Source organism: Pseudomonas sp. TH10 (genome assembly GCF_016651255.1).
Lineage (GTDB): Bacteria > Pseudomonadota > Gammaproteobacteria > Pseudomonadales > Pseudomonadaceae > Aquipseudomonas.
Map to the genome: position 1 here is coordinate 14,893 of NZ_JAEKEG010000058.1, position 22,732 is coordinate 37,624.

The 22,732-nt window shown below is 54.6% G+C and carries 33 protein-coding genes; all 33 read right to left on the reverse strand.

Features of this window, described 5'->3' with window-relative positions; all coding sequences use genetic code 11:
- Positions 1-121: 121 nt before the first annotated feature.
- The 33 genes from rplQ to rpoC all read right to left on the reverse strand — a co-directional run bounded on the left by rplQ (position 122) and on the right by rpoC (position 22,709).
- Positions 122-508, reverse strand: coding sequence for a 50S ribosomal protein L17 (gene rplQ, locus JFT80_RS09085; protein WP_003176402.1), 387 nt, complete (start codon positions 506-508; stop codon positions 122-124).
- Positions 509-550: 42 nt separating this feature from the next.
- On the reverse strand, positions 551-1,552 hold the full coding sequence (locus JFT80_RS09090) for a DNA-directed RNA polymerase subunit alpha (protein WP_003186012.1): 1,002 nt from the start codon (positions 1,550-1,552) through the stop codon (positions 551-553).
- Positions 1,553-1,574: 22 nt separating this feature from the next.
- Positions 1,575-2,195, reverse strand: coding sequence for a 30S ribosomal protein S4 (gene rpsD, locus JFT80_RS09095; RefSeq protein ID WP_003176404.1), 621 nt, complete (start codon positions 2,193-2,195; stop codon positions 1,575-1,577).
- An 18-nt stretch (positions 2,196-2,213) separates the two neighbouring features.
- Complete coding sequence (gene rpsK / locus JFT80_RS09100; protein ID WP_002555466.1) at positions 2,214-2,603, reverse strand: 30S ribosomal protein S11; 390 nt, start codon at positions 2,601-2,603, stop codon at positions 2,214-2,216.
- 30 nt (positions 2,604-2,633) lie between these two features.
- Positions 2,634-2,990 carry a 30S ribosomal protein S13 gene (gene rpsM, locus JFT80_RS09105; RefSeq protein ID WP_003186020.1) on the reverse strand — a complete coding sequence of 119 codons (357 nt, stop codon included), beginning with the start codon at positions 2,988-2,990 and terminating at the stop codon, positions 2,634-2,636.
- 129 nt (positions 2,991-3,119) lie between these two features.
- Entirely contained in the window at positions 3,120-3,236 is a 117-nt protein-coding gene (gene rpmJ / locus JFT80_RS09110) for a 50S ribosomal protein L36 (RefSeq protein ID WP_002555468.1), read from the reverse strand.
- A gap of 27 nt (positions 3,237-3,263) precedes the next feature.
- Complete coding sequence (secY, locus tag JFT80_RS09115) at positions 3,264-4,592, reverse strand: preprotein translocase subunit SecY (RefSeq protein WP_201147654.1); 1,329 nt, start codon at positions 4,590-4,592, stop codon at positions 3,264-3,266.
- Complete coding sequence (gene rplO / locus JFT80_RS09120; RefSeq protein ID WP_003228720.1) at positions 4,593-5,030, reverse strand: 50S ribosomal protein L15; 438 nt, start codon at positions 5,028-5,030, stop codon at positions 4,593-4,595.
- Positions 5,031-5,033: 3 nt separating this feature from the next.
- Positions 5,034-5,210, reverse strand: a complete 177-nt coding sequence (gene rpmD, locus JFT80_RS09125; RefSeq protein ID WP_003176408.1) for a 50S ribosomal protein L30 — start codon at positions 5,208-5,210, stop codon at positions 5,034-5,036.
- Between the two features lie 2 nt (positions 5,211-5,212).
- Positions 5,213-5,713 carry a 30S ribosomal protein S5 gene (rpsE, locus tag JFT80_RS09130; RefSeq protein ID WP_003186035.1) on the reverse strand — a complete coding sequence of 167 codons (501 nt, stop codon included), beginning with the start codon at positions 5,711-5,713 and terminating at the stop codon, positions 5,213-5,215.
- A 3-nt stretch (positions 5,714-5,716) separates the two neighbouring features.
- On the reverse strand, positions 5,717-6,067 hold the full coding sequence (gene rplR / locus JFT80_RS09135; protein ID WP_003186037.1) for a 50S ribosomal protein L18: 351 nt from the start codon (positions 6,065-6,067) through the stop codon (positions 5,717-5,719).
- Between the two features lie 10 nt (positions 6,068-6,077).
- Entirely contained in the window at positions 6,078-6,611 is a 534-nt protein-coding gene (gene rplF / locus JFT80_RS09140; RefSeq protein ID WP_003176412.1) for a 50S ribosomal protein L6, read from the reverse strand.
- Positions 6,612-6,623: 12 nt separating this feature from the next.
- Positions 6,624-7,016: a 30S ribosomal protein S8 gene (rpsH, locus tag JFT80_RS09145; RefSeq protein ID WP_007918458.1), complete on the reverse strand. Its 393-nt coding sequence runs from the start codon at positions 7,014-7,016 to the stop codon at positions 6,624-6,626.
- Between the two features lie 209 nt (positions 7,017-7,225).
- A complete protein-coding gene (gene rpsN, locus JFT80_RS09150) occupies positions 7,226-7,531 on the reverse strand; it encodes a 30S ribosomal protein S14 (protein ID WP_003228726.1) in 306 nt (101 codons plus the stop codon).
- A 13-nt stretch (positions 7,532-7,544) separates the two neighbouring features.
- Positions 7,545-8,084, reverse strand: a complete 540-nt coding sequence (rplE, locus tag JFT80_RS09155; protein ID WP_003176415.1) for a 50S ribosomal protein L5 — start codon at positions 8,082-8,084, stop codon at positions 7,545-7,547.
- 20 nt (positions 8,085-8,104) lie between these two features.
- Positions 8,105-8,419 carry a 50S ribosomal protein L24 gene (rplX, locus tag JFT80_RS09160; RefSeq protein WP_008081905.1) on the reverse strand — a complete coding sequence of 105 codons (315 nt, stop codon included), beginning with the start codon at positions 8,417-8,419 and terminating at the stop codon, positions 8,105-8,107.
- Between the two features lie 11 nt (positions 8,420-8,430).
- A complete protein-coding gene (rplN, locus tag JFT80_RS09165) occupies positions 8,431-8,799 on the reverse strand; it encodes a 50S ribosomal protein L14 (protein WP_002555479.1) in 369 nt (122 codons plus the stop codon).
- 23 nt (positions 8,800-8,822) lie between these two features.
- Positions 8,823-9,089, reverse strand: coding sequence for a 30S ribosomal protein S17 (gene rpsQ, locus JFT80_RS09170; RefSeq protein WP_003176419.1), 267 nt, complete (start codon positions 9,087-9,089; stop codon positions 8,823-8,825).
- 2 nt (positions 9,090-9,091) lie between these two features.
- Positions 9,092-9,283, reverse strand: coding sequence for a 50S ribosomal protein L29 (gene rpmC, locus JFT80_RS09175; RefSeq protein ID WP_002555481.1), 192 nt, complete (start codon positions 9,281-9,283; stop codon positions 9,092-9,094).
- The gene (rplP, locus tag JFT80_RS09180; RefSeq protein ID WP_007896757.1) at positions 9,283-9,696 is read right to left on the reverse strand and encodes a 50S ribosomal protein L16; all 414 of its coding nucleotides are present in this window, start codon (positions 9,694-9,696) and stop codon (positions 9,283-9,285) included. The genes rpmC and rplP overlap by 1 nt, the downstream gene beginning before the upstream one ends.
- A gap of 12 nt (positions 9,697-9,708) precedes the next feature.
- A complete protein-coding gene (gene rpsC / locus JFT80_RS09185) occupies positions 9,709-10,395 on the reverse strand; it encodes a 30S ribosomal protein S3 (protein ID WP_003176422.1) in 687 nt (228 codons plus the stop codon).
- 13 nt (positions 10,396-10,408) lie between these two features.
- Complete coding sequence (gene rplV / locus JFT80_RS09190) at positions 10,409-10,741, reverse strand: 50S ribosomal protein L22 (RefSeq protein WP_003103908.1); 333 nt, start codon at positions 10,739-10,741, stop codon at positions 10,409-10,411.
- Between the two features lie 11 nt (positions 10,742-10,752).
- Positions 10,753-11,028 (reverse strand): 30S ribosomal protein S19, encoded by a 276-nt coding sequence (gene rpsS / locus JFT80_RS09195; RefSeq protein WP_003228731.1) that lies wholly within the window; start codon positions 11,026-11,028, stop codon positions 10,753-10,755.
- 16 nt (positions 11,029-11,044) lie between these two features.
- Complete coding sequence (rplB, locus tag JFT80_RS09200; RefSeq protein WP_003228734.1) at positions 11,045-11,869, reverse strand: 50S ribosomal protein L2; 825 nt, start codon at positions 11,867-11,869, stop codon at positions 11,045-11,047.
- A gap of 14 nt (positions 11,870-11,883) precedes the next feature.
- A complete protein-coding gene (rplW, locus tag JFT80_RS09205; protein WP_002555488.1) occupies positions 11,884-12,183 on the reverse strand; it encodes a 50S ribosomal protein L23 in 300 nt (99 codons plus the stop codon).
- Entirely contained in the window at positions 12,180-12,782 is a 603-nt protein-coding gene (gene rplD / locus JFT80_RS09210; RefSeq protein ID WP_007918468.1) for a 50S ribosomal protein L4, read from the reverse strand. Before rplD ends, rplW begins: the two co-directional genes overlap by 4 nt.
- 12 nt (positions 12,783-12,794) lie before the next feature.
- Positions 12,795-13,430 carry a 50S ribosomal protein L3 gene (rplC, locus tag JFT80_RS09215; protein ID WP_003228738.1) on the reverse strand — a complete coding sequence of 212 codons (636 nt, stop codon included), beginning with the start codon at positions 13,428-13,430 and terminating at the stop codon, positions 12,795-12,797.
- Positions 13,431-13,510: 80 nt separating this feature from the next.
- Positions 13,511-13,822 carry a 30S ribosomal protein S10 gene (gene rpsJ, locus JFT80_RS09220; RefSeq protein WP_003186070.1) on the reverse strand — a complete coding sequence of 104 codons (312 nt, stop codon included), beginning with the start codon at positions 13,820-13,822 and terminating at the stop codon, positions 13,511-13,513.
- A 158-nt stretch (positions 13,823-13,980) separates the two neighbouring features.
- Entirely contained in the window at positions 13,981-15,174 is a 1,194-nt protein-coding gene (gene tuf, locus JFT80_RS09225) for an elongation factor Tu (RefSeq protein WP_007918472.1), read from the reverse strand.
- 31 nt (positions 15,175-15,205) lie between these two features.
- The gene (gene fusA / locus JFT80_RS09230) at positions 15,206-17,311 is read right to left on the reverse strand and encodes an elongation factor G (RefSeq protein ID WP_201147655.1); all 2,106 of its coding nucleotides are present in this window, start codon (positions 17,309-17,311) and stop codon (positions 15,206-15,208) included.
- Between the two features lie 30 nt (positions 17,312-17,341).
- The gene (gene rpsG, locus JFT80_RS09235) at positions 17,342-17,815 is read right to left on the reverse strand and encodes a 30S ribosomal protein S7 (RefSeq protein WP_007916467.1); all 474 of its coding nucleotides are present in this window, start codon (positions 17,813-17,815) and stop codon (positions 17,342-17,344) included.
- A 107-nt stretch (positions 17,816-17,922) separates the two neighbouring features.
- Entirely contained in the window at positions 17,923-18,294 is a 372-nt protein-coding gene (gene rpsL, locus JFT80_RS09240; protein WP_003186084.1) for a 30S ribosomal protein S12, read from the reverse strand.
- Positions 18,295-18,509: 215 nt separating this feature from the next.
- Positions 18,510-22,709: a DNA-directed RNA polymerase subunit beta' gene (gene rpoC, locus JFT80_RS09245; RefSeq protein ID WP_007916472.1), complete on the reverse strand. Its 4,200-nt coding sequence runs from the start codon at positions 22,707-22,709 to the stop codon at positions 18,510-18,512.
- Between the last annotated feature and the right edge of the window lie 23 nt (positions 22,710-22,732).

The following is a 22,732-nucleotide window of genomic DNA, read 5'->3' on the forward strand; positions in this document are numbered from 1 at the left end:
ACCTCGACAGATAATGGCTGGTTTATTATAGAACCGGCAGCGAAGTAAGAAATATAGTCGGTTTTCCAGCGCCCACAAAAAACCGGGCACTAGGCCCGGTTCTTCGTTGCAGACTGTCGTCTTACTCGGCGCTTACAGCTTCGCCGGCAGTAGCACGATCAACCAACTCGACGTACGCCATAGGCGCGTTGTCGCCAGCGCGGAAACCGCACTTGAGGATGCGCAGGTAGCCACCCTCACGGGTAGCGTAACGCTTGCCCAGGTCGTTGAAGAGCTTACCAACGATAGCTTTCGAACGAGTACGGTCGAAAGCCAGACGGCGGTTAGCCAGGCTGTCTGTCTTGGCCAGAGTGATCAGCGGCTCAGCAACGCGACGCAGTTCTTTGGCTTTTGGCAGAGTAGTTTTGATCAGCTCGTGCTCGAACAGCGACACCGCCATGTTTTGGAACATGGCCTTGCGGTGCGAGCTGGTGCGGCTCAGGTGACGACCACTTTTACGATGACGCATGGTTCATTCCTTACCAAACACTACGTTCGGTGATTACGACGATCAGGCAGTCGCCTTGTCGTCCTTCTTAAGACTTGCAGGCGGCCAGTTGTCGAGGCGCATGCCGAGGGACAGACCGCGGGAGGCCAGAACGTCCTTGATTTCAGTCAAGGATTTCTTGCCCAGGTTCGGAGTCTTCAACAGCTCTACTTCGGTACGCTGAATCAGGTCGCCGATGTAGTAGATGTTTTCCGCCTTAAGGCAGTTAGCCGAACGTACAGTCAGTTCCAGATCGTCAACCGGGCGAAGCAGGATCGGATCGATCTCGTCTTCCTGCTCGACAACCACTGGCTCACTGTCACCTTTGAGGTCGACGAACGCAGCCAACTGCTGTTGCAGAATGGTTGCAGCGCGGCGGATAGCCTCTTCAGGATCCAGAGTACCGTTGGTTTCCAGATCAATAACCAGCTTGTCCAGGTTGGTACGCTGCTCGACACGGGCGTTTTCCACCACGTATGCGATACGGCGAACCGGGCTGAACGAAGAGTCAAGCTGCAAGCGACCGATGCTGCGGCTTTCGTCTTCATCGCTCTGACGCGAGTCGGCTGGTTCATAACCACGACCACGAGCTACAGTGAGCTTCATGTTCAGGGCGCCGTTAGACGCCAGGTTAGCGATTACGTGATCGGGATTAACGATCTCGACATCATGATCCAGCTGAATATCGGCAGCGGTAACCACCCCCGAACCCTTCTTCGACAAGGTCAGCGTAACTTCGTCACGACCGTGCAGCTTGATGGCCAGACCTTTAAGGTTCAACAGGATTTCAATTACGTCTTCCTGTACGCCTTCGATGGCGCTGTACTCGTGGAGCACACCGTCAATCTCGGCCTCGACTACTGCGCAGCCGGGCATTGAGGACAACAGGATGCGTCGCAGCGCGTTGCCCAGGGTGTGGCCAAAACCACGCTCGAGAGGCTCGAGAGTGATCTTGGCGCGGGTTGGACTGACAACCTGCACATCAATATGGCGGGGTGTCAGGAACTCATTTACCGAAATCTGCATGGATGCACCTATTTTCTAGCCCTTACTTGGAGTAGAGCTCGACAATCAGGCTTTCGTTGATGTCGGCGGACAGATCACTGCGAGCAGGAACGTTCTTGAAAACGCCCGACTTCTTCTCAGTGTCTACTTCTACCCATTCTACGCGGCCACGTTGGGCACACAGATCGAGAGCTTGGACAATGCGAAGTTGGTTTTTTGCTTTCTCGCGAACTGCAACCACGTCACCAGCACGAACCTGATACGACGGAACGTTTACGGTCTGACCGTTAACGCTGATCGACTTGTGCGATACCAGCTGACGGGATTCGGCACGAGTCGAACCAAAGCCCATACGGTATACAACGTTGTCCAGACGGCATTCGAGCAGTTGCAGCAGGTTTTCACCGGTTGCACCTTTCTTGCCAGCAGCTTCTTTGTAGTAGCCGCTGAATTGACGCTCGAGAACGCCGTAGATACGACGGACCTTCTGCTTTTCACGCAGTTGGGTGCCGTAGTCGGACTGGCGACCGCGGCGTTGGCCGTGGATACCAGGTGCTGCTTCAATGTTGCACTTCGATTCGATCGCGCGCACGCCGCTCTTCAGGAAGAGATCGGTGCCTTCGCGACGAGCGAGTTTGCATTTTGGACCAATGTAACGAGCCATTCTTTACAATCTCCTGGATTACACGCGGCGCTTCTTCGGCGGACGGCACCCGTTGTGCGGGATTGGCGTCACGTCGGTGATGCTGGCGATCTTATAGCCACAGCCGTTCAATGCACGGACAGCGGACTCACGACCTGGACCTGGACCTTTAACGTTAACGTCGAGGTTTTTCAGGCCATATTCCAGCGCAGCTTGACCAGCACGTTCAGCAGCTACTTGAGCAGCAAACGGCGTGGACTTGCGGGAACCGCGGAAACCCGAACCACCGGAGGTAGCCCAAGAAAGCGCGTTACCTTGACGGTCGGTGATGGTCACGATGGTGTTGTTAAAAGAAGCATGGATGTGGGCGATGCCATCAACCACTGTCTTTTTAACTTTTTTACGAGGACGAGCAGCAGGTTTTGCCATGATTAATTTCCTGTCGATTCGCGTGGGCGATTACTTGCGGATCGGCTTACGCGGACCTTTACGGGTACGCGCGTTAGTCTTGGTACGCTGACCGCGTACTGGAAGACCACGACGATGACGCAGACCACGGTAGCAACCGAGGTCCATCAAACGCTTGATTTTCATGTTGATTTCGCGACGCAGGTCACCTTCAGTGGTGAACTTCGCCACTTCGCCACGCAACTGCTCAATCTGCTCGTCGCTCAGATCTTTGATCTTTGCGGCTGGGTTTACCCCAGTCACTGCGCAAATTTTCTGCGCAGTAGTGCGACCAACACCATAGATGTAGGTCAGCGAGATAACAGTGTGCTTGTTATCTGGAATGTTAACGCCTGCAATACGGGCCATTCAGTGGGACTCCAATTGACAGCTACCTACGCCCCGGAAGCCAAGAAATAGGGCGCGAGATAATATCGCTGTAATAACAAATAATCAACCCGGCAGCGCACTAGCTGCCGGGCTTCAAGCGGATCACACTCAGCCTTGGCGCTGTTTGTGACGCGGTTCCGCGCTGCAAATTACTCGAACAACACCTTCGCGGCGAATAATCTTGCAGTTACGGCACAGCTTTTTCACCGATGCACGAACTTTCATCACCAACTCCTCGAACCTTATGGGTACTCAGCGCAACATGCCGCTGCCGTAACCCTTCAGGTTGGCTTTCTTCATCAGGGATTCGTACTGGTGCGAAACGAGGTGTGATTGTACTTGGGACATGAAGTCCATCACAACCACGACCACGATCAGCAACGAGGTCCCGCCAAGGTAGAACGGAACGTTTGCCGCAACCACCAGGAACTGGGGCAGCAGGCACACGGCCGTCATATATAGAGCACCGAACAGGGTCAAACGCGTCAGAACGCCATCAATGTAGCGCGCCGACTGCTCGCCTGGACGGATGCCCGGAATAAAGGCACCGGACTTCTTCAGGTTTTCCGCTACGTCTTTCGGATTGAACATCAACGCCGTATAGAAGAAGCAGAAGAAAATAATCCCTGCACTAAACAGCAGAATATTCAACGGCTGACCAGGAGCGATCGACTGCGAGATGTCCTGCAACCAGCCCATACCTTCAGACTGACCGAACCAGGCACCCAGCGAAGCCGGGAACAGCAAAATGCTGCTCGCGAAAATAGCCGGAATGACACCGGCCATGTTCACCTTCAGCGGCAAGTGGCTTGTCTGCGCAGCAAAAACCTTGCGGCCCTGCTGACGCTTGGCGTAGTGAACAGCAATACGACGCTGACCACGCTCAATGAACACCACAAAACCGATAATCGCTACTGCCAGCAAACCGATGGCAACCAGGGCGAAGATGTTGATATCACCCTGACGCGCAGACTCGAAAGACTGCCCGATTGCTCTCGGAAGACCGGCGACGATACCCGAAAAAATCAACATCGAGATACCGTTGCCTACACCACGCTCAGTAATCTGCTCACCCAGCCACATCATGAACATCGCACCAGCCACAAACGTGGATACCGCGACGAAATGGAAGCCAAAGTCACCAGTGAACGCAACGCCCTGCCCCGCCAGACCAATGGACATGCCAATAGCCTGAACGAGAGCGAGAACGACGGTGCCGTAGCGGGTGTACTGGCTGATCTTGCGACGGCCAGCTTCACCTTCCTTCTTCAACTGCTCCAGCTGCGGGCTGACGGCGGTCATCAGTTGCATGATGATCGATGCCGAAATGTACGGCATGATCCCCAATGCAAAGATGCTCATCCGTTCCAGCGCGCCGCCGGAGAACATGTTGAACAAGCTAAGAATGGTCCCCTCATTCTGTCGAAACAGGTCTGCGAGTCGGTCCGGGTTAATACCTGGAACCGGGATGTGTGCGCCTATTCGGTAGACGATAATCGCCAGGAACAGAAAACGCAGACGAGCCCAGAGTTCAGACATACCGCCTTTGCCGAGCGCAGAGAGAGCACCTTGCTTAGCCATTTATTCCTCGAACTTGCCGCCAGCTGCTTCGATAGCCGCACGCGCACCTTTGGTGGCGCCGATTCCCTTGCCGATAGTGACAGCGCGAGTCACTTCACCGGACAGCATGATTTTCACACGCTGTACGTTGACGTTGATCACGTTGGCATCTTTCAGGGACTGCACAGTGACGATGTCGCCTTCCACTTTAGCCAGCTCGGACAAACGCACTTCTGCGCGATCCATGGCTTTCAGGGAAACGAAACCGAACTTCGGCAGACGACGATGCAGCGGCTGTTGACCGCCTTCAAAGCCTGGAGCAATGGTGCCACCGGAGCGGGAGGTCTGACCTTTGTGGCCACGGCCACCAGTCTTACCCAAACCGCTACCGATACCACGGCCCGGACGATGCTTTTCGCGACGGGAACCCGGCGCTGGACTCAGATCATTGAGTTTCATCGATTAACCCTCGACACGCAGCATGTAGTAAGCCTTGTTGATCATCCCGCGATTCTCGGGAGTATCCTGGACTTCTACAGTGTGACCGATGCGACGCAGACCCAGACCCTTAACGCACAGTTTGTGGTTAGGGATGCGGCCGGTCATGCTTTTGATCAGCGTTACTTTAACGGTAGCCATGATCAGAAGATCTCCTTGACGCTTTTGCCACGCTTGGCGGCAATGGATTCAGGAGACTGCATAGCTTTCAAACCTTTGAAAGTGGCGTGAACCACGTTTACCGGGTTAGTCGAGCCGTAGCACTTGGCCAGAACGTTCTGAACGCCAGCAACTTCGAGGACAGCACGCATAGCGCCGCCAGCGATGATACCGGTACCTTCAGAAGCAGGCTGCATGTACACCTTCGAAGCGCCGTGAGCGGACTTCATTGCGTACTGCAGAGTGGTGCCGTTCAGATCAACTTGGATCATGTTGCGGCGAGCAGCTTCCATTGCCTTCTGGATCGCAGCAGGCACTTCACGCGACTTGCCACGGCCGAAGCCAACACGCCCTTTACCATCACCAACCACGGTCAACGCGGTGAAAGTGAAGATACGGCCGCCTTTAACGGTTTTGGCTACGCGGTTAACTTGAACCAGCTTCTCAATGTAGCCTTCGTCGCGCTTTTGGTCGTTATTTGACATAACTTAGAACTCCAGCCCAGCTTCACGAGCAGCATCAGCCAGCGCTTTAACGCGGCCATGGTACTTGAAGCCAGAGCGGTCGAAAGCCACTTGCGAGACGCCAGCGGCCTTAGCACGCGTAGCGACCAGCTGGCCAACCTTTGTGGCCGCGTCGATGTTGCCAGTGGCGCCATCACGCAGTTCTTTATCCAAAGTCGAGGCGCTTGCCAGGACTTTGTTGCCGTCGGCCGAGATGACCTGGGCGTAGATGTGCTGCGACGAGCGGAACACGCAGAGACGCACGACTTCGAGTTCGTGCATTTTCAGGCGTGCTTTGCGAGCGCGACGCAGTCGAGTAACTTTTTTGTCGGTCATTTGCTATGCCCTACTTCTTCTTGGCTTCTTTACGACGGACGACTTCGTCCGCGTAGCGCACACCTTTGCCTTTGTACGGCTCTGGTGGACGGAAGTCGCGGATCTCAGCGGCCACTTGACCTACCAGCTGCTTATCGATGCCCTTGATCAGGATATCGGTCTGGCTAGGAGTCTCAGCGGTGATGCCTTCCGGCAGTTCGTAATCCACTGGGTGCGAGAAGCCAAGGGCAAGGTTCAGAACCGTGCCTTTTGCTTGCGCTTTGTAACCAACACCGACCAGCTGGAGCTTACGCTCGAAGCCTTGGCTTACGCCTTGGACCATGTTGTTTACCAACGCACGCGTGGTACCGGCCATTGCGCGAGTTTGTTGATCGCCATTGCGAGCAGCGAAACGCAGCTCACCAGCTTCTTCAACGATCTCAACGGACGAATGGATGTTCAGTTCAAGAGTGCCCTTGGCACCCTTCACCGAAAGCTGTTGGCCTGCGAATTTTACTTCGACACCGGCTGGCAGCTTAACGGGGTTCTTAGCGACGCGAGACATGCTTATCCCCCCTTAGAACACAGTGCAAAGAACTTCGCCGCCGACACCGGCAGCGCGCGCAGCACGATCCGTCATCACACCTTTGTTGGTGGAGACGATAGACACGCCAAGACCGCCACGAACTTTCGGCAGATCTTCAACGGACTTGTACTGACGCAGGCCTGGACGACTAACGCGCTTCACTTCTTCGATAACCGGACGGCCTTCGAAGTACTTCAGCTCGATGGACAACGACGGCTTAGCGTCGGTGGTGATCTGAAAATCCGCGATGTAACCTTCGTCCTTCAGGACTTTTGCTACAGCCACCTTCAGCGTGGAAGACGGCATGCTTACGACAGACTTTTCAGCCATCTGGGCATTACGGATTCGAGTTAGCATGTCCGCTAACGGGTCCTGCATACTCATGGGCTAGACGCTCCTAATACAGAAAAATTAGCCTTGCGGCTACTACTTGTCGCCGAGAACTTCCGGGCATGAAAAACACGGGCTCAGGCGAGCCGGTCATTCTAGACACACCCCAGAAATGAATCAAGCCCCAAAAGGGGCTTGATTCAGATTCAAGGCCACCGATGGTCAGGTTCTTGCAAACCCGACCATCGAGACTTTGACAGCAATTACCAGCTGGCTTTAACCAGACCTGGTACGTCACCACGCATTGCAGCTTCACGCAGCTTGTTACGGCCAAGGCCGAACTTGCGGTAAACGCCGTGCGGACGACCAGTCAGGCGGCAACGGTTACGCATGCGCGAAGCGCTTGCGTCACGTGGTTGCTTCTGCAGAGCTACTGTAGCTTCCCAACGTGCTTCTGGACTTGCGTTCAGATCAACGATGATAGCTTTGAGCGCTGCACGCTTGGTGGCGTACTTGGCAACAGTGAGCTGACGCTTCAGCTCACGGTTTTTCATGCTCTTCTTGGCCATTTTCCTACTCCAATCAGTTGCGGAACGGGAATTTGAAAGCACGCAGCAGAGCGCGGCCTTCATCATCGTTCTTGGCAGTGGTGGTCAGGGTAATGTCCAGACCGCGGAGAGCATCGATCTTGTCGTAGTCGATTTCCGGGAAAATGATCTGCTCTTTCACGCCCATGCTGTAGTTACCACGACCATCGAAGGACTTGGCATTCAGGCCGCGGAAGTCGCGAACCCGAGGCAGGGAGATCGACAGCAGACGATCCAGGAACTCGTACATACGCTCACGGCGCAGGGTCACTTTGACGCCGATCGGCCATCCTTCGCGGACTTTAAAGCCAGCGATGGATTTACGAGCGTAGGTCACAACGACTTTCTGGCCGGTGATCTTTTCCAGGTCAGCAACAGCGTGCTCGATGACTTTTTTGTCACCGACCGCTTCGCCCAAACCCATGTTCAGGGTGATTTTTGTAACGCGTGGAACTTCCATCACGTTCGAAAGCTTAAGTTCTTCCTTAAGCTTCGGTGCGATTTCCTTCCAGTAAATCTCTTTTAGTCGTGCCATGGTCTTCTACCTAGCAGTGTTCAAGCATCAACCGCTTTTTGGGTCGACTTGAAGACACGAATTTTCTTGCCGTCTTCTACTTTGAAACCAACGCGGTCAGCCTTGTTGGTTTCGCCGTTGAAAATGGCGACGTTAGAAGCGTCCAGTGGAGCTTCTTTTTCGACGATACCGCCTTGCACGCCCGACATCGGGTTAGGCTTGGTATGACGCTTAACCAGGTTCAGACCGCTAATAACCAGACGGTTATTAGCAAGAACCTTAAGCACCTTACCGCGCTTACCTTTGTCTTTGCCGGCGATCACGATGATCTCGTCGTCACGACGAATCTTTTGCATGTCGGATCTCCTTACAGCACTTCTGGGGCGAGCGAGACGATCTTCATGAACTTCTCAGTACGAAGTTCACGGGTCACTGGCCCAAAGATACGGGTGCCGATCGGCTCTTGCTTGTTGTTCAGAAGAACAGCAGCGTTGCCATCAAAGCGGATAATAGAGCCATCAGCACGACGTACGCCGTGACGAGTGCGGACTACAACAGCAGTCATCACTTGGCCTTTTTTCACTTTACCGCGAGGAATTGCTTCCTTCACGGTAACTTTGATGATGTCACCGATACCAGCGTAACGACGATGGGAGCCACCCAGCACCTTGATGCACATAACACGGCGAGCGCCGCTGTTATCGGCCACATCGAGCATGGATTGAGTCTGAATCATATAATTTCTCCGACCCCTAGTCCTTAGACTTCCACAGCGCGTTCGAGAACATCAACCAGCGCCCAAGACTTGGTCTTGGCCAAAGGACGAGTTTCACGAATAGTGACTTTGTCGCCGATGTGGCACTGATTGGTTTCGTCGTGCGCGTGCAGCTTAGTCGAACGCTTAACGTATTTACCGTAGATCGGGTGCTTAACGCGACGCTCGATCAGTACGGTGATGGTTTTGTCCATCTTGTCGCTGACAACACGGCCAGTCAGCGTACGGACAGTTTTTTCGGCTTCAGCCATGATTACTTACCTGCCTGCTGGTTGAGCACAGTCTTCACGCGAGCGATGTCACGCTTAACTTGCGAGAGCAGATGAGACTGCCCCAACTGGCCAGTTGCTTTCTGCATACGCAGATTGAACTGGTCGCGCAGCAAGCCGAGCAGTTGCTCGTTCAGCTGCTGTGCGGATTTTTCACGAAGTTCATTCGCTTTCATCACATCACCGTCCGTTTAACAAAGGCGGTGGCGAGCGGCAGCTTTGCAGCAGCCAGGGCAAAAGCCTCACGCGCCAGCTCTTCAGAAACACCCTCGATTTCATACAGGACTTTGCCTGGCTGAATCTGGGCTACCCAGTATTCGACACTACCCTTACCTTTACCCATCCGAACTTCGAGGGGCTTTTTGGAAATCGGCTTGTCCGGGAATACACGGATCCAGATCTTGCCGCCACGTTTAACGTGACGGGTCAGTGCACGACGCGCTGACTCGATCTGACGAGCGGTGAGACGACCACGAGCTACAGACTTCAGCGCGAACTCGCCGAAGCTGACTTTGCTACCGCGCTGAGCCAGACCACGGTTGTGGCCTGTCATCTGCTTGCGGAACTTCGTACGCTTAGGTTGCAACATTTGGCGTACCCCTTACTTAGCAGCTTTTTTACGAGGCGCTGGTGCTTGTGGTTTCAGCTCTTCTTGGCGACCACCAATTACTTCGCCTTTGAAGATCCAAACCTTTACACCGATCACACCGTAAGTGGTGTGAGCTTCGTAGTTGGCATAGTCGATGTCGGCACGCAGGGTGTGCAATGGCACACGACCTTCGCGATACCATTCAGTACGTGCGATTTCAGCACCGCCGAGACGACCGCTCACTTGGATTTTGATGCCTTTGGCACCAATGCGCATGGCGTTCTGTACTGCGCGCTTCATAGCGCGACGGAACATTACACGACGCTCCAGCTGCTGAGCTACGCTCTGCGCAACCAGCATACCGTCGAGCTCCGGCTTGCGGATCTCTTCGATATTGATGTGCACAGGCACACCCATTTGCTTGGTCAGGTCCTGACGCAGTTTCTCAACATCTTCACCTTTCTTCCCGATAACGATACCTGGACGAGCGGTGTGGATGGTGATACGTGCAGTTTGGGCCGGACGATGGATATCGATACGGCTTACGGACGCGCTTTTTAGTTTGTCTTGGAGATACTCACGCACTTTCAGATCTGCGAACAAGTAGTCCGCATAAGTCCGACCGTCTGCGTACCAGACGGAGGTGTGCTCCTTGACGATTCCCAGGCGAATGCCAATGGGATGTACTTTCTGACCCATCTCTTCGACTCCGTTACTTGTCAGCAACCTTGACAGTGATATGGCAAGACCGCTTGACGATGCGATCAGCACGGCCTTTGGCACGTGGCATGATGCGCTTCAGCGAACGCCCTTCGTTGACGAAAACGGTGCTGACCTTCAGGTCATCAACGTCTGCGCCTTCGTTATGCTCGGCGTTGGCTACGGCCGACTCCAGCACTTTCTTCATGATCTCGGCGGCTTTCTTACTGCTGAAAGCCAACAAGTTGAGCGCTTCGCCCACCTTCTTCCCGCGGATCTGGTCGGCGACCAAGCGGGCTTTCTGGGCGGAGATTCGAGCGCCCGACAACTTAGCGGCTACTTCCATTTCCTAACCCCTTAACGCTTGGCTTTCTTGTCTGCCACGTGCCCACGATAAGTGCGGGTACCGGCGAACTCGCCCAGTTTATGGCCGACCATGTCTTCGTTCACGAGAACTGGGACGTGCTGACGACCGTTATGTACGGCGATGGTCAGACCGACCATCTGTGGCAGGATCATCGAACGACGCGACCAAGTCTTAATTGGTTTGCGATCGTTCTTTTCCGCCGCCACTTCGATCTTCTTCAGTAGGTGAAGATCAATAAAAGGACCTTTTTTCAGAGAACGTGGCACTGTCGTATCCCTCTATTTACTTGCGACGACGGACGATCATTTTGTCGGTACGCTTATTACCACGAGTCTTCGCGCCCTTAGTCGGGAAGCCCCATGGCGATACCGGATGACGACCACCAGAGGTACGACCTTCACCACCACCATGTGGGTGGTCAACCGGGTTCATGGCAACACCACGAACGGTTGGGCGAACGCCACGCCAGCGTTTGGCACCAGCTTTACCCAGCGAACGCAGGCTGTGCTCGGAGTTCGAGACTTCGCCCAGGGTCGCACGGCATTCAGCCAGGACTTTACGCATTTCACCGGAACGCAGACGCAGGGTAACGTAAACGCCTTCACGAGCGATCAGCTGAGCCGAAGCACCAGCGGAACGAGCGATCTGAGCGCCTTTACCTGGCTTCAGTTCGATGCCGTGTACGGTAGAACCGACTGGAATGTTGCGCAGTTGCAGAGCGTTGCCTGGCTTGATTGGAGCCAGAGCGCCTGCGATCAGCTGGTCGCCAGCACTCACGCCTTTAGGGGCGATGATGTAGCGGCGCTCGCCGTCTGCGTAGCAGAGCAGTGCGATGTGAGCAGTACGGTTTGGATCGTATTCGATACGCTCGACAGTGGCGACGATGCCATCTTTGTCGTTGCGACGGAAATCGACCATACGATAATGCTGCTTATGACCACCACCGATGTGACGCGTGGTAATACGGCCATTGTTGTTACGACCACCAGTCTTCGATTTTTTCTCGAGCAGCGGTGCGTGAGGAGCGCCTTTATGCAGCTCCTGGTTGACCACCTTGACCACAAAACGGCGGCCAGGGGAAGTCGGTTTGCATTTAACGATTGCCATGATGCACCCCTTCCTTACTCAGCACTGCTGCTGAAATCGAGATCTTGGCCTGGCTGAAGGGAGATAACTGCCTTCTTCCAGTCATTACGCTTGCCCAGACCGCGAGCAGTGCGCTTGCTCTTACCCAGAACATTCAGGGTAGTGACGCGCTCTACTTTCACGCTGAACAGGCTTTCGACGGCCTTCTTGATTTCCAGCTTGGTTGCGTCAGTAGCAACCTTGAAAACGAACTGGCCTTTCTTGTCTGCCAGAACCGTAGCCTTCTCGGAAACGTGCGGGCCAAGCAGAACTTTAAATACGCGTTCCTGGTTCATCCCAGCAGCTCCTCGAATTTCTTCACGGCCGACACGGTGATCAACACCTTGTCGTATGCGATCAGACTAACTGGATCGGAACCTTGAACGTCACGTACATCTACGTGCGGCAGGTTACGAGCAGCCAGGTACAGGTTCTGATCAACAGCGTCCGACACGATCAAAACGTCGGTCAGGCTCATGTTGTTCAGCTTGCCCAGCAGATCTTTGGTTTTCGGAGTTTCAACAGCGAAATCCTGAACCACGACCAGACGATCAGTACGCACCAGCTCAGCAAGGATGGAACGCATTGCTGCGCGATACATCTTCTTGTTCAGCTTCTGGGAGTGATCCTGTGGACGTGCTGCAAAAGTGGTACCGCCGCCACGCCAGATTGGGCTACGGATAGTACCGGCACGAGCACGGCCAGTACCTTTCTGACGCCATGGGCGCTTACCGCCACCACGAACGTCGGAACGGGTCTTTTGCTGCTTGGTACCTTGACGGCCGCCGGCCATGTAGGCCACGACTGCTTGGTGAACCAGCGTCTCGTTGAATTCGCCGCCAAATGTCAGTTCGGAAACTTCGATCGCTTGAGCGTCATTTACATTTAATTGCATGTCAGCTTCCCCTTAACCGCGAGCCTTGGCTGCTGGACGTACAACCAGGTTGCCGCCAGTAGCGCCAGGAACAGCACCCTTGACCAACAACAGATTGCGTTCAGCGTCCACGCGCACTACTTCCAGGGACTGCACGGTCACGCGCTCAGCGCCCATATGACCGGACATTTTTTTGCCCTTGAATACACGACCAGGAGTCTGGCACTGGCCGATAGAGCCTGGGACGCGGTGGGATACGGAGTTACCGTGGGTGTTATCTTGCCCGCGGAAATTCCAACGCTTGATCGTACCCTGGAAGCCTTTACCCTTGGACTGACCGGTTACATCAACCAGTTGACCAGCGGCGAAGATTTCAGCGTTGATCAGATCGCCAGCCTGGTACTCGCCTTCTTCAAGACGGAATTCCATGGTGGTGCGACCAGCGGCAACGTTCGCTTTAGCGAAGTGGCCAGCCTGAGCTGCTGTTACACGCGAAGCACGACGCTCGCCGACAGTGACTTGCACTGCACGATAGCCATCGGTCTCTTCAGTTTTGAACTGGGTGACGCGATTCGGTTCGATCTCAATGACCGTGACCGGAATGGAGACACCTTCTTCGGTGAAAATACGGGTCATACCGCATTTACGACCGACTACACCAATAGTCATGTTGTAAACCTCATGAGTGTACGGGGCTTTCACCCGCTATGGCCGCCCATTTCAGAGCGTTACACGACTAAGACCGAGTCTTAGCCGAGGCTGATCTGCACTTCCACACCGGCCGCAAGATCAAGCTTCATAAGAGCATCAACGGTTTTATCCGTTGGCTGGACGATGTCCAGAACGCGCTTATGAGTGCGGATTTCGTACTGGTCGCGCGCGTCTTTGTTGACGTGCGGAGAAACCAGAACGGTGAACCGCTCTTTACGGGTAGGCAGTGGAATTGGACCACGCACTTGAGCACCAGTACGTTTCGCGGTTTCCACGATTTCCTGGGTTGATTGGTCGATCAGGCGATGGTCGAAAGCCTTCAACCTGATACGGATTTGCTGATTTTGCATTGGATTTCAGACTCCGGCTGCTATTCCCACCGAGCGCAATACGCCCGTTAAAAGGAGGCGCAATTCTATAGACGCCCCATATAGGTGTCAACCCAATAAAAAAGCCCCCGCTGAGCGGAGGCTTTTTCAAAGCATCAGGCAATCTCTATAAAAGAGAATTACGCGATGATTTTGGCTACGACGCCAGCGCCGACGGTACGACCGCCTTCACGGATAGCGAAACGCAGACCGTCTTCCATTGCGATGGTTTTGATCAGGGTAACAGTCATCTGAATGTTGTCACCTGGCATTACCATTTCAACGCCTTCTGGCAGCTCGCAGTTACCAGTCACGTCAGTAGTACGGAAGTAGAACTGTGGACGGTAGCCTTTGAAGAACGGAGTGTGACGACCGCCTTCTTCCTTGCTCAGAACGTAAACTTCTGCAGTGAAGGTGGTGTGCGGCTTAACCGAACCCGGCTTAACCAGTACCTGACCACGCTCAACGTCGTCACGCTTGGTGCCACGCAGCAGAACGCCGCAGTTCTCGCCAGCACGACCTTCGTCGAGCAGCTTGCGGAACATTTCAACACCGGTGCAAGTAGTAACGGTGGTGTCACGCAGACCAACGATTTCCAGCGGATCCTGAACGCGAACGATACCGCGCTCGATACGACCAGTCACAACAGTACCGCGACCCGAGATCGAGAATACGTCTTCGATTGGCATCAGGAACGGCTTGTCGGTAACACGTACTGGTTCTGGGATGTAGCTGTCCAGAGTCTCAACCAGTTTCTTGACGGCAGTGGTGCCCATCTCGTTGTCGTCTTTGCCTTCCAGCGCCATACGAGCCGAACCGATGATGATTGGAGTGTCATCGCCCGGGAAGTCGTACGTGGACAGCAGGTCGCGAACTTCCATCTCAACCAGTTCCAGCAGCTCAGCGTCGTCTACCAGGTCAGCCTTGTTCAGGAAAACCACGATGTACGGAACGCCTACCTGACGGGACAGCAGGATGTGCTCACGGGTTTGTGGCATCGGACCATCAGCGGCCGAGCAAACCAGAATAGCGCCGTCCATTTGAGCAGCACCGGTGATCATGTTCTTCACATAGTCAGCGTGACCTGGGCAGTCAACGTGAGCGTAGTGACGGATCTTCGAGTTGTACTCAACGTGAGCGGTGTTGATGGTGATACCGCGTGCTTTTTCTTCTGGTGCACTGTCGATCTTGTCGAAGTCAACGATTGCGGAACCGAAAACTTCGGAGCAAACACGAGTCAGAGCAGCAGTCAGAGTGGTTTTACCGTGGTCAACGTGACCAATGGTGCCAACGTTGACGTGCGGTAGGGAACGATCAAATTTTTCTTTAGCCACGACAATTAACTCCTAGCCTAAAGGGGCTTAATCAGCCTTGTTTTTTGGTTACGGATTCGACGATGTGCGTCGGAGCCGTATCGTATTTTTTGAATTCCATAGAGTAGCTTGCGCGACCCTGGGACATGGAACGAACGTCGGTCGCATAACCGAACATCTCACCCAGTGGAACTTCGGCACGAATTACTTTGCCGGACACTGTGTCTTCCATACCCTGGATCATGCCGCGACGACGGTTAAGGTCGCCCATCACATCACCCATATAGTCTTCAGGCGTAACAACCTCTACAGCCATGATCGGCTCAAGCAACTCACCACCGCCCTTCTGGGCCAGTTGCTTGGTCGCCATGGAGGCAGCCACTTTAAACGCCATCTCGTTGGAGTCGACGTCGTGGTAAGAACCATCGAACACGGTAGCCTTCAGGCCGATCAGCGGATAGCCGGCAACAACGCCGTTCTTCATCTGCTCTTCGATACCCTTCTGGATAGCCGGGATGTATTCCTTAGGAACCACACCACCTACAACTTCGTTCACGAATTGCAGACCTTCCTGACCTTCGTCAGCAGGAGCAAAACGGATCCAGCAATGGCCGAACTGACCACGACCGCCGGACTGACGAACGAACTTGCCTTCGATTTCGCAGTTCTTCGTGATGCGCTCACGATAGGAAACCTGAGGCTTACCGATGTTGGCTTCGACGTTGAACTCACGGCGCATCCGGTCAACCAGGATGTCCAGGTGCAGCTCGCCCATGCCGGAGATGATCGTTTGACCAGTCTCTTCATCAGTCTTGACGCGGAAAGACGGGTCTTCCTGAGCAAGCTTGCCCAGAGCGATACCCATTTTTTCCTGGTCATCCTTGGTCTTAGGCTCTACGGCAACCGAAATAACCGGCTCCGGGAAGTCCATACGAACCAGGATGATTGGCTTGTCAGCGTTGCAGAGGGTTTCACCAGTGGTGACGTCCTTCATGCCGATCAGGGCCGCGATGTCACCAGCGCGTACTTCCTTGATCTCTTCACGGGCGTTTGCGTGCATTTGCACCATACGACCCACGCGCTCTTTCTTGCCTTTAACCGAGTTGATCACACCGTCGCCGGAGTTCAACACGCCCGAGTAAACGCGGACGAAGGTCAAAGTACCCACGAATGGGTCAGTGGCAATTTTAAATGCCAGAGCGGAGAACGGTTCTGCGTCGTCTGCATGACGCTCCAGCTCGATAGTCTCGTCATCCGGGTCAGTACCCTTGATGGCAGGAATATCAGTTGGAGCAGGCAGGTAATCGATAACGGCGTCGAGAACCAGGGGAACGCCCTTGTTCTTGAAGGAAGAACCGCAAACAGCCAGGACGATTTCGCCAGCGATAGTACGCTGACGCAGAGCGGCCTTGATTTCCACGTTGGTGAGTTCTTCACCTTCGAGGTACTTGTTCATCAGCTCTTCGTTGGCTTCGGCAGCAGCCTCAACCATGTTGTTGCGCCATTCGTCAGCCAGTTCCTGCAGTTCAGCAGGGATAGGCTTGCGAACAGGAACCATACCTTTGTCAGCATCGTTCCAGTAAACAGCTTCCATGGTCAGCAGATCGATCTGACCCTGGAAATTGTCTTCGGAACCGATAGCCAACTGGATTGGCACTGGAGTGTGACCCAGGCGCTGCTTGATCTGACCGATCACGCGCAGGAAGTTGGCACCAGCACGGTCCATCTTGTTTACGTAAACAAGACGTGGAACGCCGTATTTGTTGGCTTGACGCCATACGGTTTCCGACTGAGGCTCAACACCCGAGGTACCACAGAACACAACGACAGCGCCGTCGAGTACGCGCAGGGAACGCTCAACTTCAATAGTGAAGTCTACGTGGCCCGGGGTATCGATTACGTTGAAGCGATGCTCGTCTTTGTACTGCTTCTCGGAGCCTTTCCAGAAGGCGGTAATAGCAGCAGAAGTAATGGTAATACCACGCTCCTGCTCCTGAACCATCCAGTCTGTGGTCGCGGCGCCATCATGCACCTCGCCCATTTTGTGACTTTTGCCGGTGTAAAAAAGGACGCGCTCGGTGGTGGTGGTTTTACCAGCATCCACGTGAGCGACGATACCGATGTTACGGTAGCGACTAATCGGAGTAGTACGAGCCATAAAGCCCTCGCAAAATTAGTGAAGCTAAAATTAGAAGCGGTAGTGCGAGAAAGCTTTGTTGGCTTCAGCCATACGGTGCACGTCTTCACGCTTCTTAACAGCAGCACCTTTACCTTCAGCAGCATCCAGCAGCTCGCCAGCCAAACGCAGAGCCATAGACTTCTCGCCACGCTTACGGGCGAAGTCTACCAACCAGCGCATTGCCAGAGCGTTACGACGGGACGGGCGAACTTCGACCGGAACCTGGTAAGTAGCACCACCAACGCGGCGCGACTTCACTTCGACCAGCGGAGCGATGGCGTCGAGTGCTTTTTCGAAGAGTTCCAGGGGATCGGTGCCAGCCTTACGGGTCGCAACGGTTTCCAGGGCACCATAAACGATACGCTCGGCAACGGCTTTCTTGCCGCTTTCCATAACGTGGTTCATGAATTTGGCGAGGATCTGGCTTCCGTATTTCGGATCGTCCAGAATCTCACGCTTTGCTGCTACGCGACGTCTTGGCATGATAAGCCCTCAAGCGGTCTTCAGGTTAGCTCGGGACAGATCCAATGGATGCGTGCCCGACCTTACTCTTATCGACTCAATAAAATAAAAATCTGCAAAACGGCCGATTACTTCGGACGCTTGGTACCGTACTTCGAGCGACCTTGGTTACGACCTTTAACGCCGGAAGTATCCAGGGAGCCGCGAACGGTGTGGTAACGAACACCTGGCAAGTCTTTTACACGACCGCCGCGGATCAGTACCACGCTGTGCTCTTGCAGGTTGTGGCCTTCACCGCCGATGTACGAGGAAACCTCGAAACCGTTGGTCAGACGCACACGGCATACTTTACGCAGTGCCGAGTTAGGTTTTTTCGGCGTGGTGGTGTACACACGGGTGCACACGCCACGACGTTGCGGGCAGTTCTGCAGCGCAGGTACGTCGGATTTCTCGACGATACGCTTACGCGGCTGACGTACCAGCTGGTTGATAGTTGCCATCTACTAGCTCCACTGTTGTCTTGCGACGCTATTGTCTTGCAAGAAAAGCAAAATGGCAGGAACGAATTCCCGCCAAATTTAGGGGATCAAGAGTCTAAAGAGGATCTTGTCCCCAGTCAAGGCAAGGCCCCGACCTCCCCGCCCCTCGAACCTCGACAAAATGTCTCGATTCGACGAACGGAGTGATCAGGGCCTTAGCTCATTTTTCGCAGAACTCAGTTACCGCTCGAGTTCAACGCTTCGGTCAGTGCAGCTTCCACTTCACTGGCGCTCACGCGCAACGGCTTGTCTGCTTCACGACGACGCTTGCGCTCGCTGTGATAAGCCAAACCGGTACCCGCCGGGATCAAACGACCCACGACCACGTTTTCTTTCAGGCCGCGCAGGTAATCGCGCTTGCCGGTGACTGCCGCTTCGGTCAGTACGCGGGTGGTTTCCTGGAAGGAAGCCGCCGAGATGAACGATTCGGTGGACAACGACGCCTTGGTGATACCCAGCAGAACGCGAGTGTACTTGGAGACAAACTTGTCTTCGCCGCCCAGACGCTCGTTCTCTACCAGTACGTGAGTCAGTTCCATCTGGTCGCCCTTGATGAAACTCGAATCGCCGGATTCAGCGATTTCAACTTTACGCAGCATCTGACGCAGGATGGTCTCGATGTGCTTGTCGTTGATCTTCACGCCTTGCAGACGGTAAACGTCCTGGATCTCGTTCACGATGTACTTGGCCAGCGCACTCACACCCAACAGACGCAGGATGTCGTGTGGATCGCTTGGACCGTCGGAGATAACTTCGCCGCGGTTTACCTGTTCGCCTTCGAACACGTTCAGGTGACGCCACTTCGGAATCAGCTCTTCGTACGGATCGGTACCGTCGTTCGGGGTAATGACCAGACGGCGCTTGCCTTTGGTTTCTTTACCGAACGCGATGGTGCCGCTGACTTCAGCCAGAATCGACGCTTCTTTCGGACGACGAGCTTCGAACAAGTCGGCAACACGCGGCAGACCACCGGTGATGTCTCGAGTTTTCGAAGTTTCTTGCGGGATACGCGCGATAACATCACCGATCGCGATCTTCGCACCATCCGCAACACCGACCAGGGCGTTGGCTGGCAGGAAGTACTGAGCGATAACGTCAGTGCCTGGCAGTAACAGATCCTTGCCGTTGTCGTCGACCATCTTCACTGCCGGACGAATTTCTTTGCCCGCAGCTGGACGATCTTTCGCATCGAGTACTTCAATGTTGGTCATACCGGTCAATTCGTCAGTCTGACGCTTGATCGTGATGCCTTCTTCCATGCCCACGTAGGTCACGGTACCTTTCATTTCGGTAACGATTGGGTGAGTGTGCGGATCCCACTTGGCCACGATTGCGCCAGCGTCGACCTTGTCACCTTCTTTAACCGAAATCACAGCACCGTACGGCAGCTTGTAACGCTCACGCTCACGACCGAAGTCATCAGCGATTGCCAGCTCACCGGAACGGGATACAGCAACCAGATGGCCATCCACTCGCTCAACGTGTTTCAGGTTGTGCAGACGGACGGTACCGCCATTCTTCACCTGAACGCTGTCGGCTGCGGAAGTACGGCTAGCCGCACCACCGATGTGGAACGTACGCATCGTCAGCTGTGTACCCGGCTCACCGATGGACTGGGCAGCGATAACGCCGACCGCTTCACCGATGTTCACCTGGTGACCACGAGCCAGATCACGGCCGTAGCACTTGGCGCAAATGCCGTAGCGGGTTTCGCAACTGATCGGCGAACGCACGATCACTTCGTCGATGCTGTTCAGCTCGATGAATTCGACCCACTTCTCGTCTACCAGAGTGCCGGCAGGAACGATAACGTCCTCGGTACCTGGCTTGAACACGTCACGAGCGATAACACGACCCAATACGCGCTCACCCAACGGCTCTACAACGTCACCGCCTTCAATGTGCGGAGTCATCAGCAGACCGTGTTCGGTGCCGCAATCGATCTCGGTTACAACCAGATCCTGCGCAACGTCTACCAGACGACGAGTCAGGTAACCGGAGTTCGCAGTTTTCAACGCGGTATCCGCCAGACCTTTACGAGCACCGTGAGTCGAGATGAAGTACTGAAGTACGCTCAAACCTTCACGGAAGTTCGCAGTAATCGGCGTTTCAATGATGGAACCGTCTGGCTTGGCCATCAGACCACGCATACCGGCCAGCTGACGAATCTGTGCTGCGGAACCCCGCGCACCCGAGTCAGCCATCATGTACATCGAGTTGAAAGACTCTTGATCGACTTCAACGCCGTGACGGTCAATAACCTTCTCTTTCGAGAGGTTGGCCATCATTGCCTTGGAAACTTCGTCGTTCGCTTTCGACCAAAGGTCGATCACTTTGTTGTACTTCTCGCCCTGGGTTACCAGGCCGGAGGCGTACTGGCTCTCGATCTCTTTCACTTCGTCGGTGGCAGCACCGATGATGCGGGCTTTTTCATCCGGGATAACGAAGTCGTTAACACCGATGGAAACGCCGGAGATGGTCGAGTAAGCGAAACCGGTGTACATCAACTGGTCAGCGAAGATCACGGTCTCTTTCAAACCAACCACGCGGTAGCACTGGTTGATCAGCTTGGAGATCGCCTTTTTCTTCATCGGCAGGTTGACGACGTCGTACGACAGACCTTTTGGCACAACCTGGAACAGCAGCGCACGGCCGACAGTAGTGTCGACAATACGGGTACCGCTCACGCTGTTGCCGTCACGGTCATTGACGGTTTCGTTGATACGTACTTTAACCTTGGCGTGCAGTGCGGCTTCGCCGGCACGGAACACACGGTCAACTTCCTGCAGATCCGCGAACACACGACCTTCGCCTTTGGCGTTGATCGCTTCACGAGTCATGTAGTACAGACCCAATACAACGTCCTGCGACGGAACGATGATTGGCTCACCGTTGGCTGGCGACAGAATGTTGTTGGTCGACATCATCAACGCACGCGCTTCGAGCTGGGCTTCCAGCGTCAGCGGTACGTGCACGGCCATTTGGTCGCCGTCGAAGTCGGCGTTGTACGCGGCGCAGACCAGAGGGTGCAGCTGGATAGCCTTACCTTCGATCAGTACCGGTTCAAACGCCTGGATACCCAGACGGTGAAGGGTCGGTGCACGGTTGAGAAGAACCGGGTGTTCGCGAATCACTTCAGCAAGAACGTCCCAAACCTCTGGCAGCTCGCGCTCGACCATTTTCTTGGCCGCTTTGATGGTTGTCGCGAGACCACGCATTTCGAGCTTGCCGAAAATGAACGGTTTGAACAGCTCGAGAGCCATCTTCTTCGGCAGACCGCACTGATGCAGACGCAGGGTCGGGCCTACGGTAATTACCGAACGACCGGAGTAGTCAACACGCTTACCGAGCAAGTTCTGACGGAAACGACCTTGCTTACCCTTGATCATGTCAGCCAGGGATTTCAGAGGACGCTTGTTCGAACCGGTGATAGCGCGGCCACGACGACCGTTGTCGAGCAGAGCATCGACAGCTTCCTGCAACATACGCTTTTCGTTGCGCACGATGATGTCCGGAGCGGACAGATCAAGCAGGCGCTTCAAACGGTTGTTACGGTTGATCACTCGACGATACAGATCGTTGAGGTCGGAAGTCGCGAAACGACCGCCATCCAGCGGGACCAGTGGACGCAGATCTGGCGGCAGAACCGGCAGAACGGTCAGCACCATCCATTCTGGAAGGTTGCCGGAACCCTGGAAGGCTTCCATCAACTTCAGACGCTTGGACAGTTTCTTGATCTTGGTTTCGGAGTTGGTTTGCGGAATTTCTTCACGCAGGCGGCCAATCTCGTGCTCCAGGTCGATAGCGTGCAGCAGTTCACGGACAGCTTCAGCACCCATGCGGGCATCGAAATCGTCGCCGAACTCTTCCAGCGCTTCGAAGTACTGCTCGTCGTTCAGCAGCTGACCTTTTTCAAGGGTGGTCATGCCTGGATCGATAACGACATAGCTCTCGAAGTAGAGAACGCGTTCGATATCACGCAGGGTCATGTCCATCAGCAGGCCGATACGGGACGGCAGCGATTTCAGGAACCAGATGTGGGCAACCGGCGAAGCCAGTTCGATGTGCGCCATGCGCTCACGACGAACCTTGGCCAGTGCAACTTCAACGCCGCACTTCTCGCAGATCACACCACGATGCTTCAAGCGCTTGTACTTACCGCACAGGCACTCGTAATCCTTTACCGGGCCAAAGATCTTGGCGCAGAACAGACCGTCGCGCTCAGGTTTGAACGTACGGTAGTTGATGGTTTCCGGCTTTTTAACTTCACCGAACGACCATGAGCGGATCATCTCAGGCGAGGCCAATCCGATACGGATGGCGTCGAACTCTTCGACTTGACCCTGGTTTTTCAGCAAATTCAGTAGGTCTTTCAAGGCCTTTCCTCCTGGCGGAGCAG

Excerpts from the sequence above, each read along its gene's own strand:
- rpsG (WP_007916467.1), bottom strand. The coding sequence starts at position 17,815 with ATGCCAAGACGTCGCGTAGCAGCAAAGCGTGAGATTCTGGACGATCCG.
- rpmD (WP_003176408.1), bottom strand. The coding sequence starts at position 5,210 with ATGGCTACCGTTAAAGTAACGCTGATCAAAAGCATGACCGGCCGCATC.
- rpsJ (WP_003186070.1), bottom strand. The coding sequence starts at position 13,822 with ATGCAAAATCAGCAAATCCGTATCAGGTTGAAGGCTTTCGACCATCGC.
- secY (WP_201147654.1), bottom strand. The coding sequence starts at position 4,592 with ATGGCTAAGCAAGGTGCTCTCTCTGCGCTCGGCAAAGGCGGTATGTCT.
- rpsD (WP_003176404.1), bottom strand. The coding sequence starts at position 2,195 with ATGGCTCGTTACATTGGTCCAAAATGCAAACTCGCTCGTCGCGAAGGC.
- rpsC (WP_003176422.1), bottom strand. The coding sequence starts at position 10,395 with ATGGGTCAGAAAGTACATCCCATTGGCATTCGCCTGGGAATCGTCAAG.
- rpsK (WP_002555466.1), bottom strand. The coding sequence starts at position 2,603 with ATGGCAAAACCTGCTGCTCGTCCTCGTAAAAAAGTTAAAAAGACAGTG.
- rplP (WP_007896757.1), bottom strand. The coding sequence starts at position 9,696 with ATGTTGCAACCTAAGCGTACGAAGTTCCGCAAGCAGATGACAGGCCAC.
- rpsH (WP_007918458.1), bottom strand. The coding sequence starts at position 7,016 with ATGAGTATGCAGGACCCGTTAGCGGACATGCTAACTCGAATCCGTAAT.
- rplQ (WP_003176402.1), bottom strand. The coding sequence starts at position 508 with ATGCGTCATCGTAAAAGTGGTCGTCACCTGAGCCGCACCAGCTCGCAC.
- rplD (WP_007918468.1), bottom strand. The coding sequence starts at position 12,782 with ATGCAATTAAATGTAAATGACGCTCAAGCGATCGAAGTTTCCGAACTG.
- rplW (WP_002555488.1), bottom strand. The coding sequence starts at position 12,183 with ATGAACCAGGAACGCGTATTTAAAGTTCTGCTTGGCCCGCACGTTTCC.
- rplR (WP_003186037.1), bottom strand. The coding sequence starts at position 6,067 with ATGACCGACAAAAAAGTTACTCGACTGCGTCGCGCTCGCAAAGCACGC.
- rpsL (WP_003186084.1), bottom strand. The coding sequence starts at position 18,294 with ATGGCAACTATCAACCAGCTGGTACGTCAGCCGCGTAAGCGTATCGTC.
- rplX (WP_008081905.1), bottom strand. The coding sequence starts at position 8,419 with ATGCAAAAGATTCGTCGTGACGACGAGATCATCGTGATCGCCGGCAAA.
- rplC (WP_003228738.1), bottom strand. The coding sequence starts at position 13,430 with ATGACTATTGGTGTAGTCGGTCGTAAATGCGGTATGACCCGTATTTTC.
- rplV (WP_003103908.1), bottom strand. The coding sequence starts at position 10,741 with ATGGAAGTAGCCGCTAAGTTGTCGGGCGCTCGAATCTCCGCCCAGAAA.
- rplO (WP_003228720.1), bottom strand. The coding sequence starts at position 5,030 with ATGAAACTCAATGATCTGAGTCCAGCGCCGGGTTCCCGTCGCGAAAAG.
- fusA (WP_201147655.1), bottom strand. The coding sequence starts at position 17,311 with ATGGCTCGTACTACTCCGATTAGTCGCTACCGTAACATCGGTATCGTC.
- rplB (WP_003228734.1), bottom strand. The coding sequence starts at position 11,869 with ATGGCAATCGTTAAATGCAAACCGACTTCCCCTGGCCGCCGTTTTGTG.
- JFT80_RS09090 (WP_003186012.1), bottom strand. The coding sequence starts at position 1,552 with ATGCAGATTTCGGTAAATGAGTTCCTGACACCCCGCCATATTGATGTG.
- rplE (WP_003176415.1), bottom strand. The coding sequence starts at position 8,084 with ATGGCACGACTAAAAGAGATTTACTGGAAGGAAATCGCACCGAAGCTT.
- rpsM (WP_003186020.1), bottom strand. The coding sequence starts at position 2,990 with ATGGCCCGTATTGCAGGCGTTAACATTCCAGATAACAAGCACACTGTT.
- rpsQ (WP_003176419.1), bottom strand. The coding sequence starts at position 9,089 with ATGGCTGAAGCCGAAAAAACTGTCCGTACGCTGACTGGCCGTGTTGTC.
- rplN (WP_002555479.1), bottom strand. The coding sequence starts at position 8,799 with ATGATTCAGACTCAATCCATGCTCGATGTGGCCGATAACAGCGGCGCT.
- rpmJ (WP_002555468.1), bottom strand. The coding sequence starts at position 3,236 with ATGAAAGTTCGTGCATCGGTGAAAAAGCTGTGCCGTAACTGCAAGATT.
- rpsE (WP_003186035.1), bottom strand. The coding sequence starts at position 5,713 with ATGTCAAATAACGACCAAAAGCGCGACGAAGGCTACATTGAGAAGCTG.
- rpsN (WP_003228726.1), bottom strand. The coding sequence starts at position 7,531 with ATGGCCAAGAAGAGCATGAAAAACCGTGAGCTGAAGCGTCAGCTCACT.
- rpmC (WP_002555481.1), bottom strand. The coding sequence starts at position 9,283 with ATGAAAGCGAATGAACTTCGTGAAAAATCCGCACAGCAGCTGAACGAG.
- rplF (WP_003176412.1), bottom strand. The coding sequence starts at position 6,611 with ATGTCTCGCGTCGCTAAGAACCCCGTTAAGCTGCCAGCCGGTGTCGAA.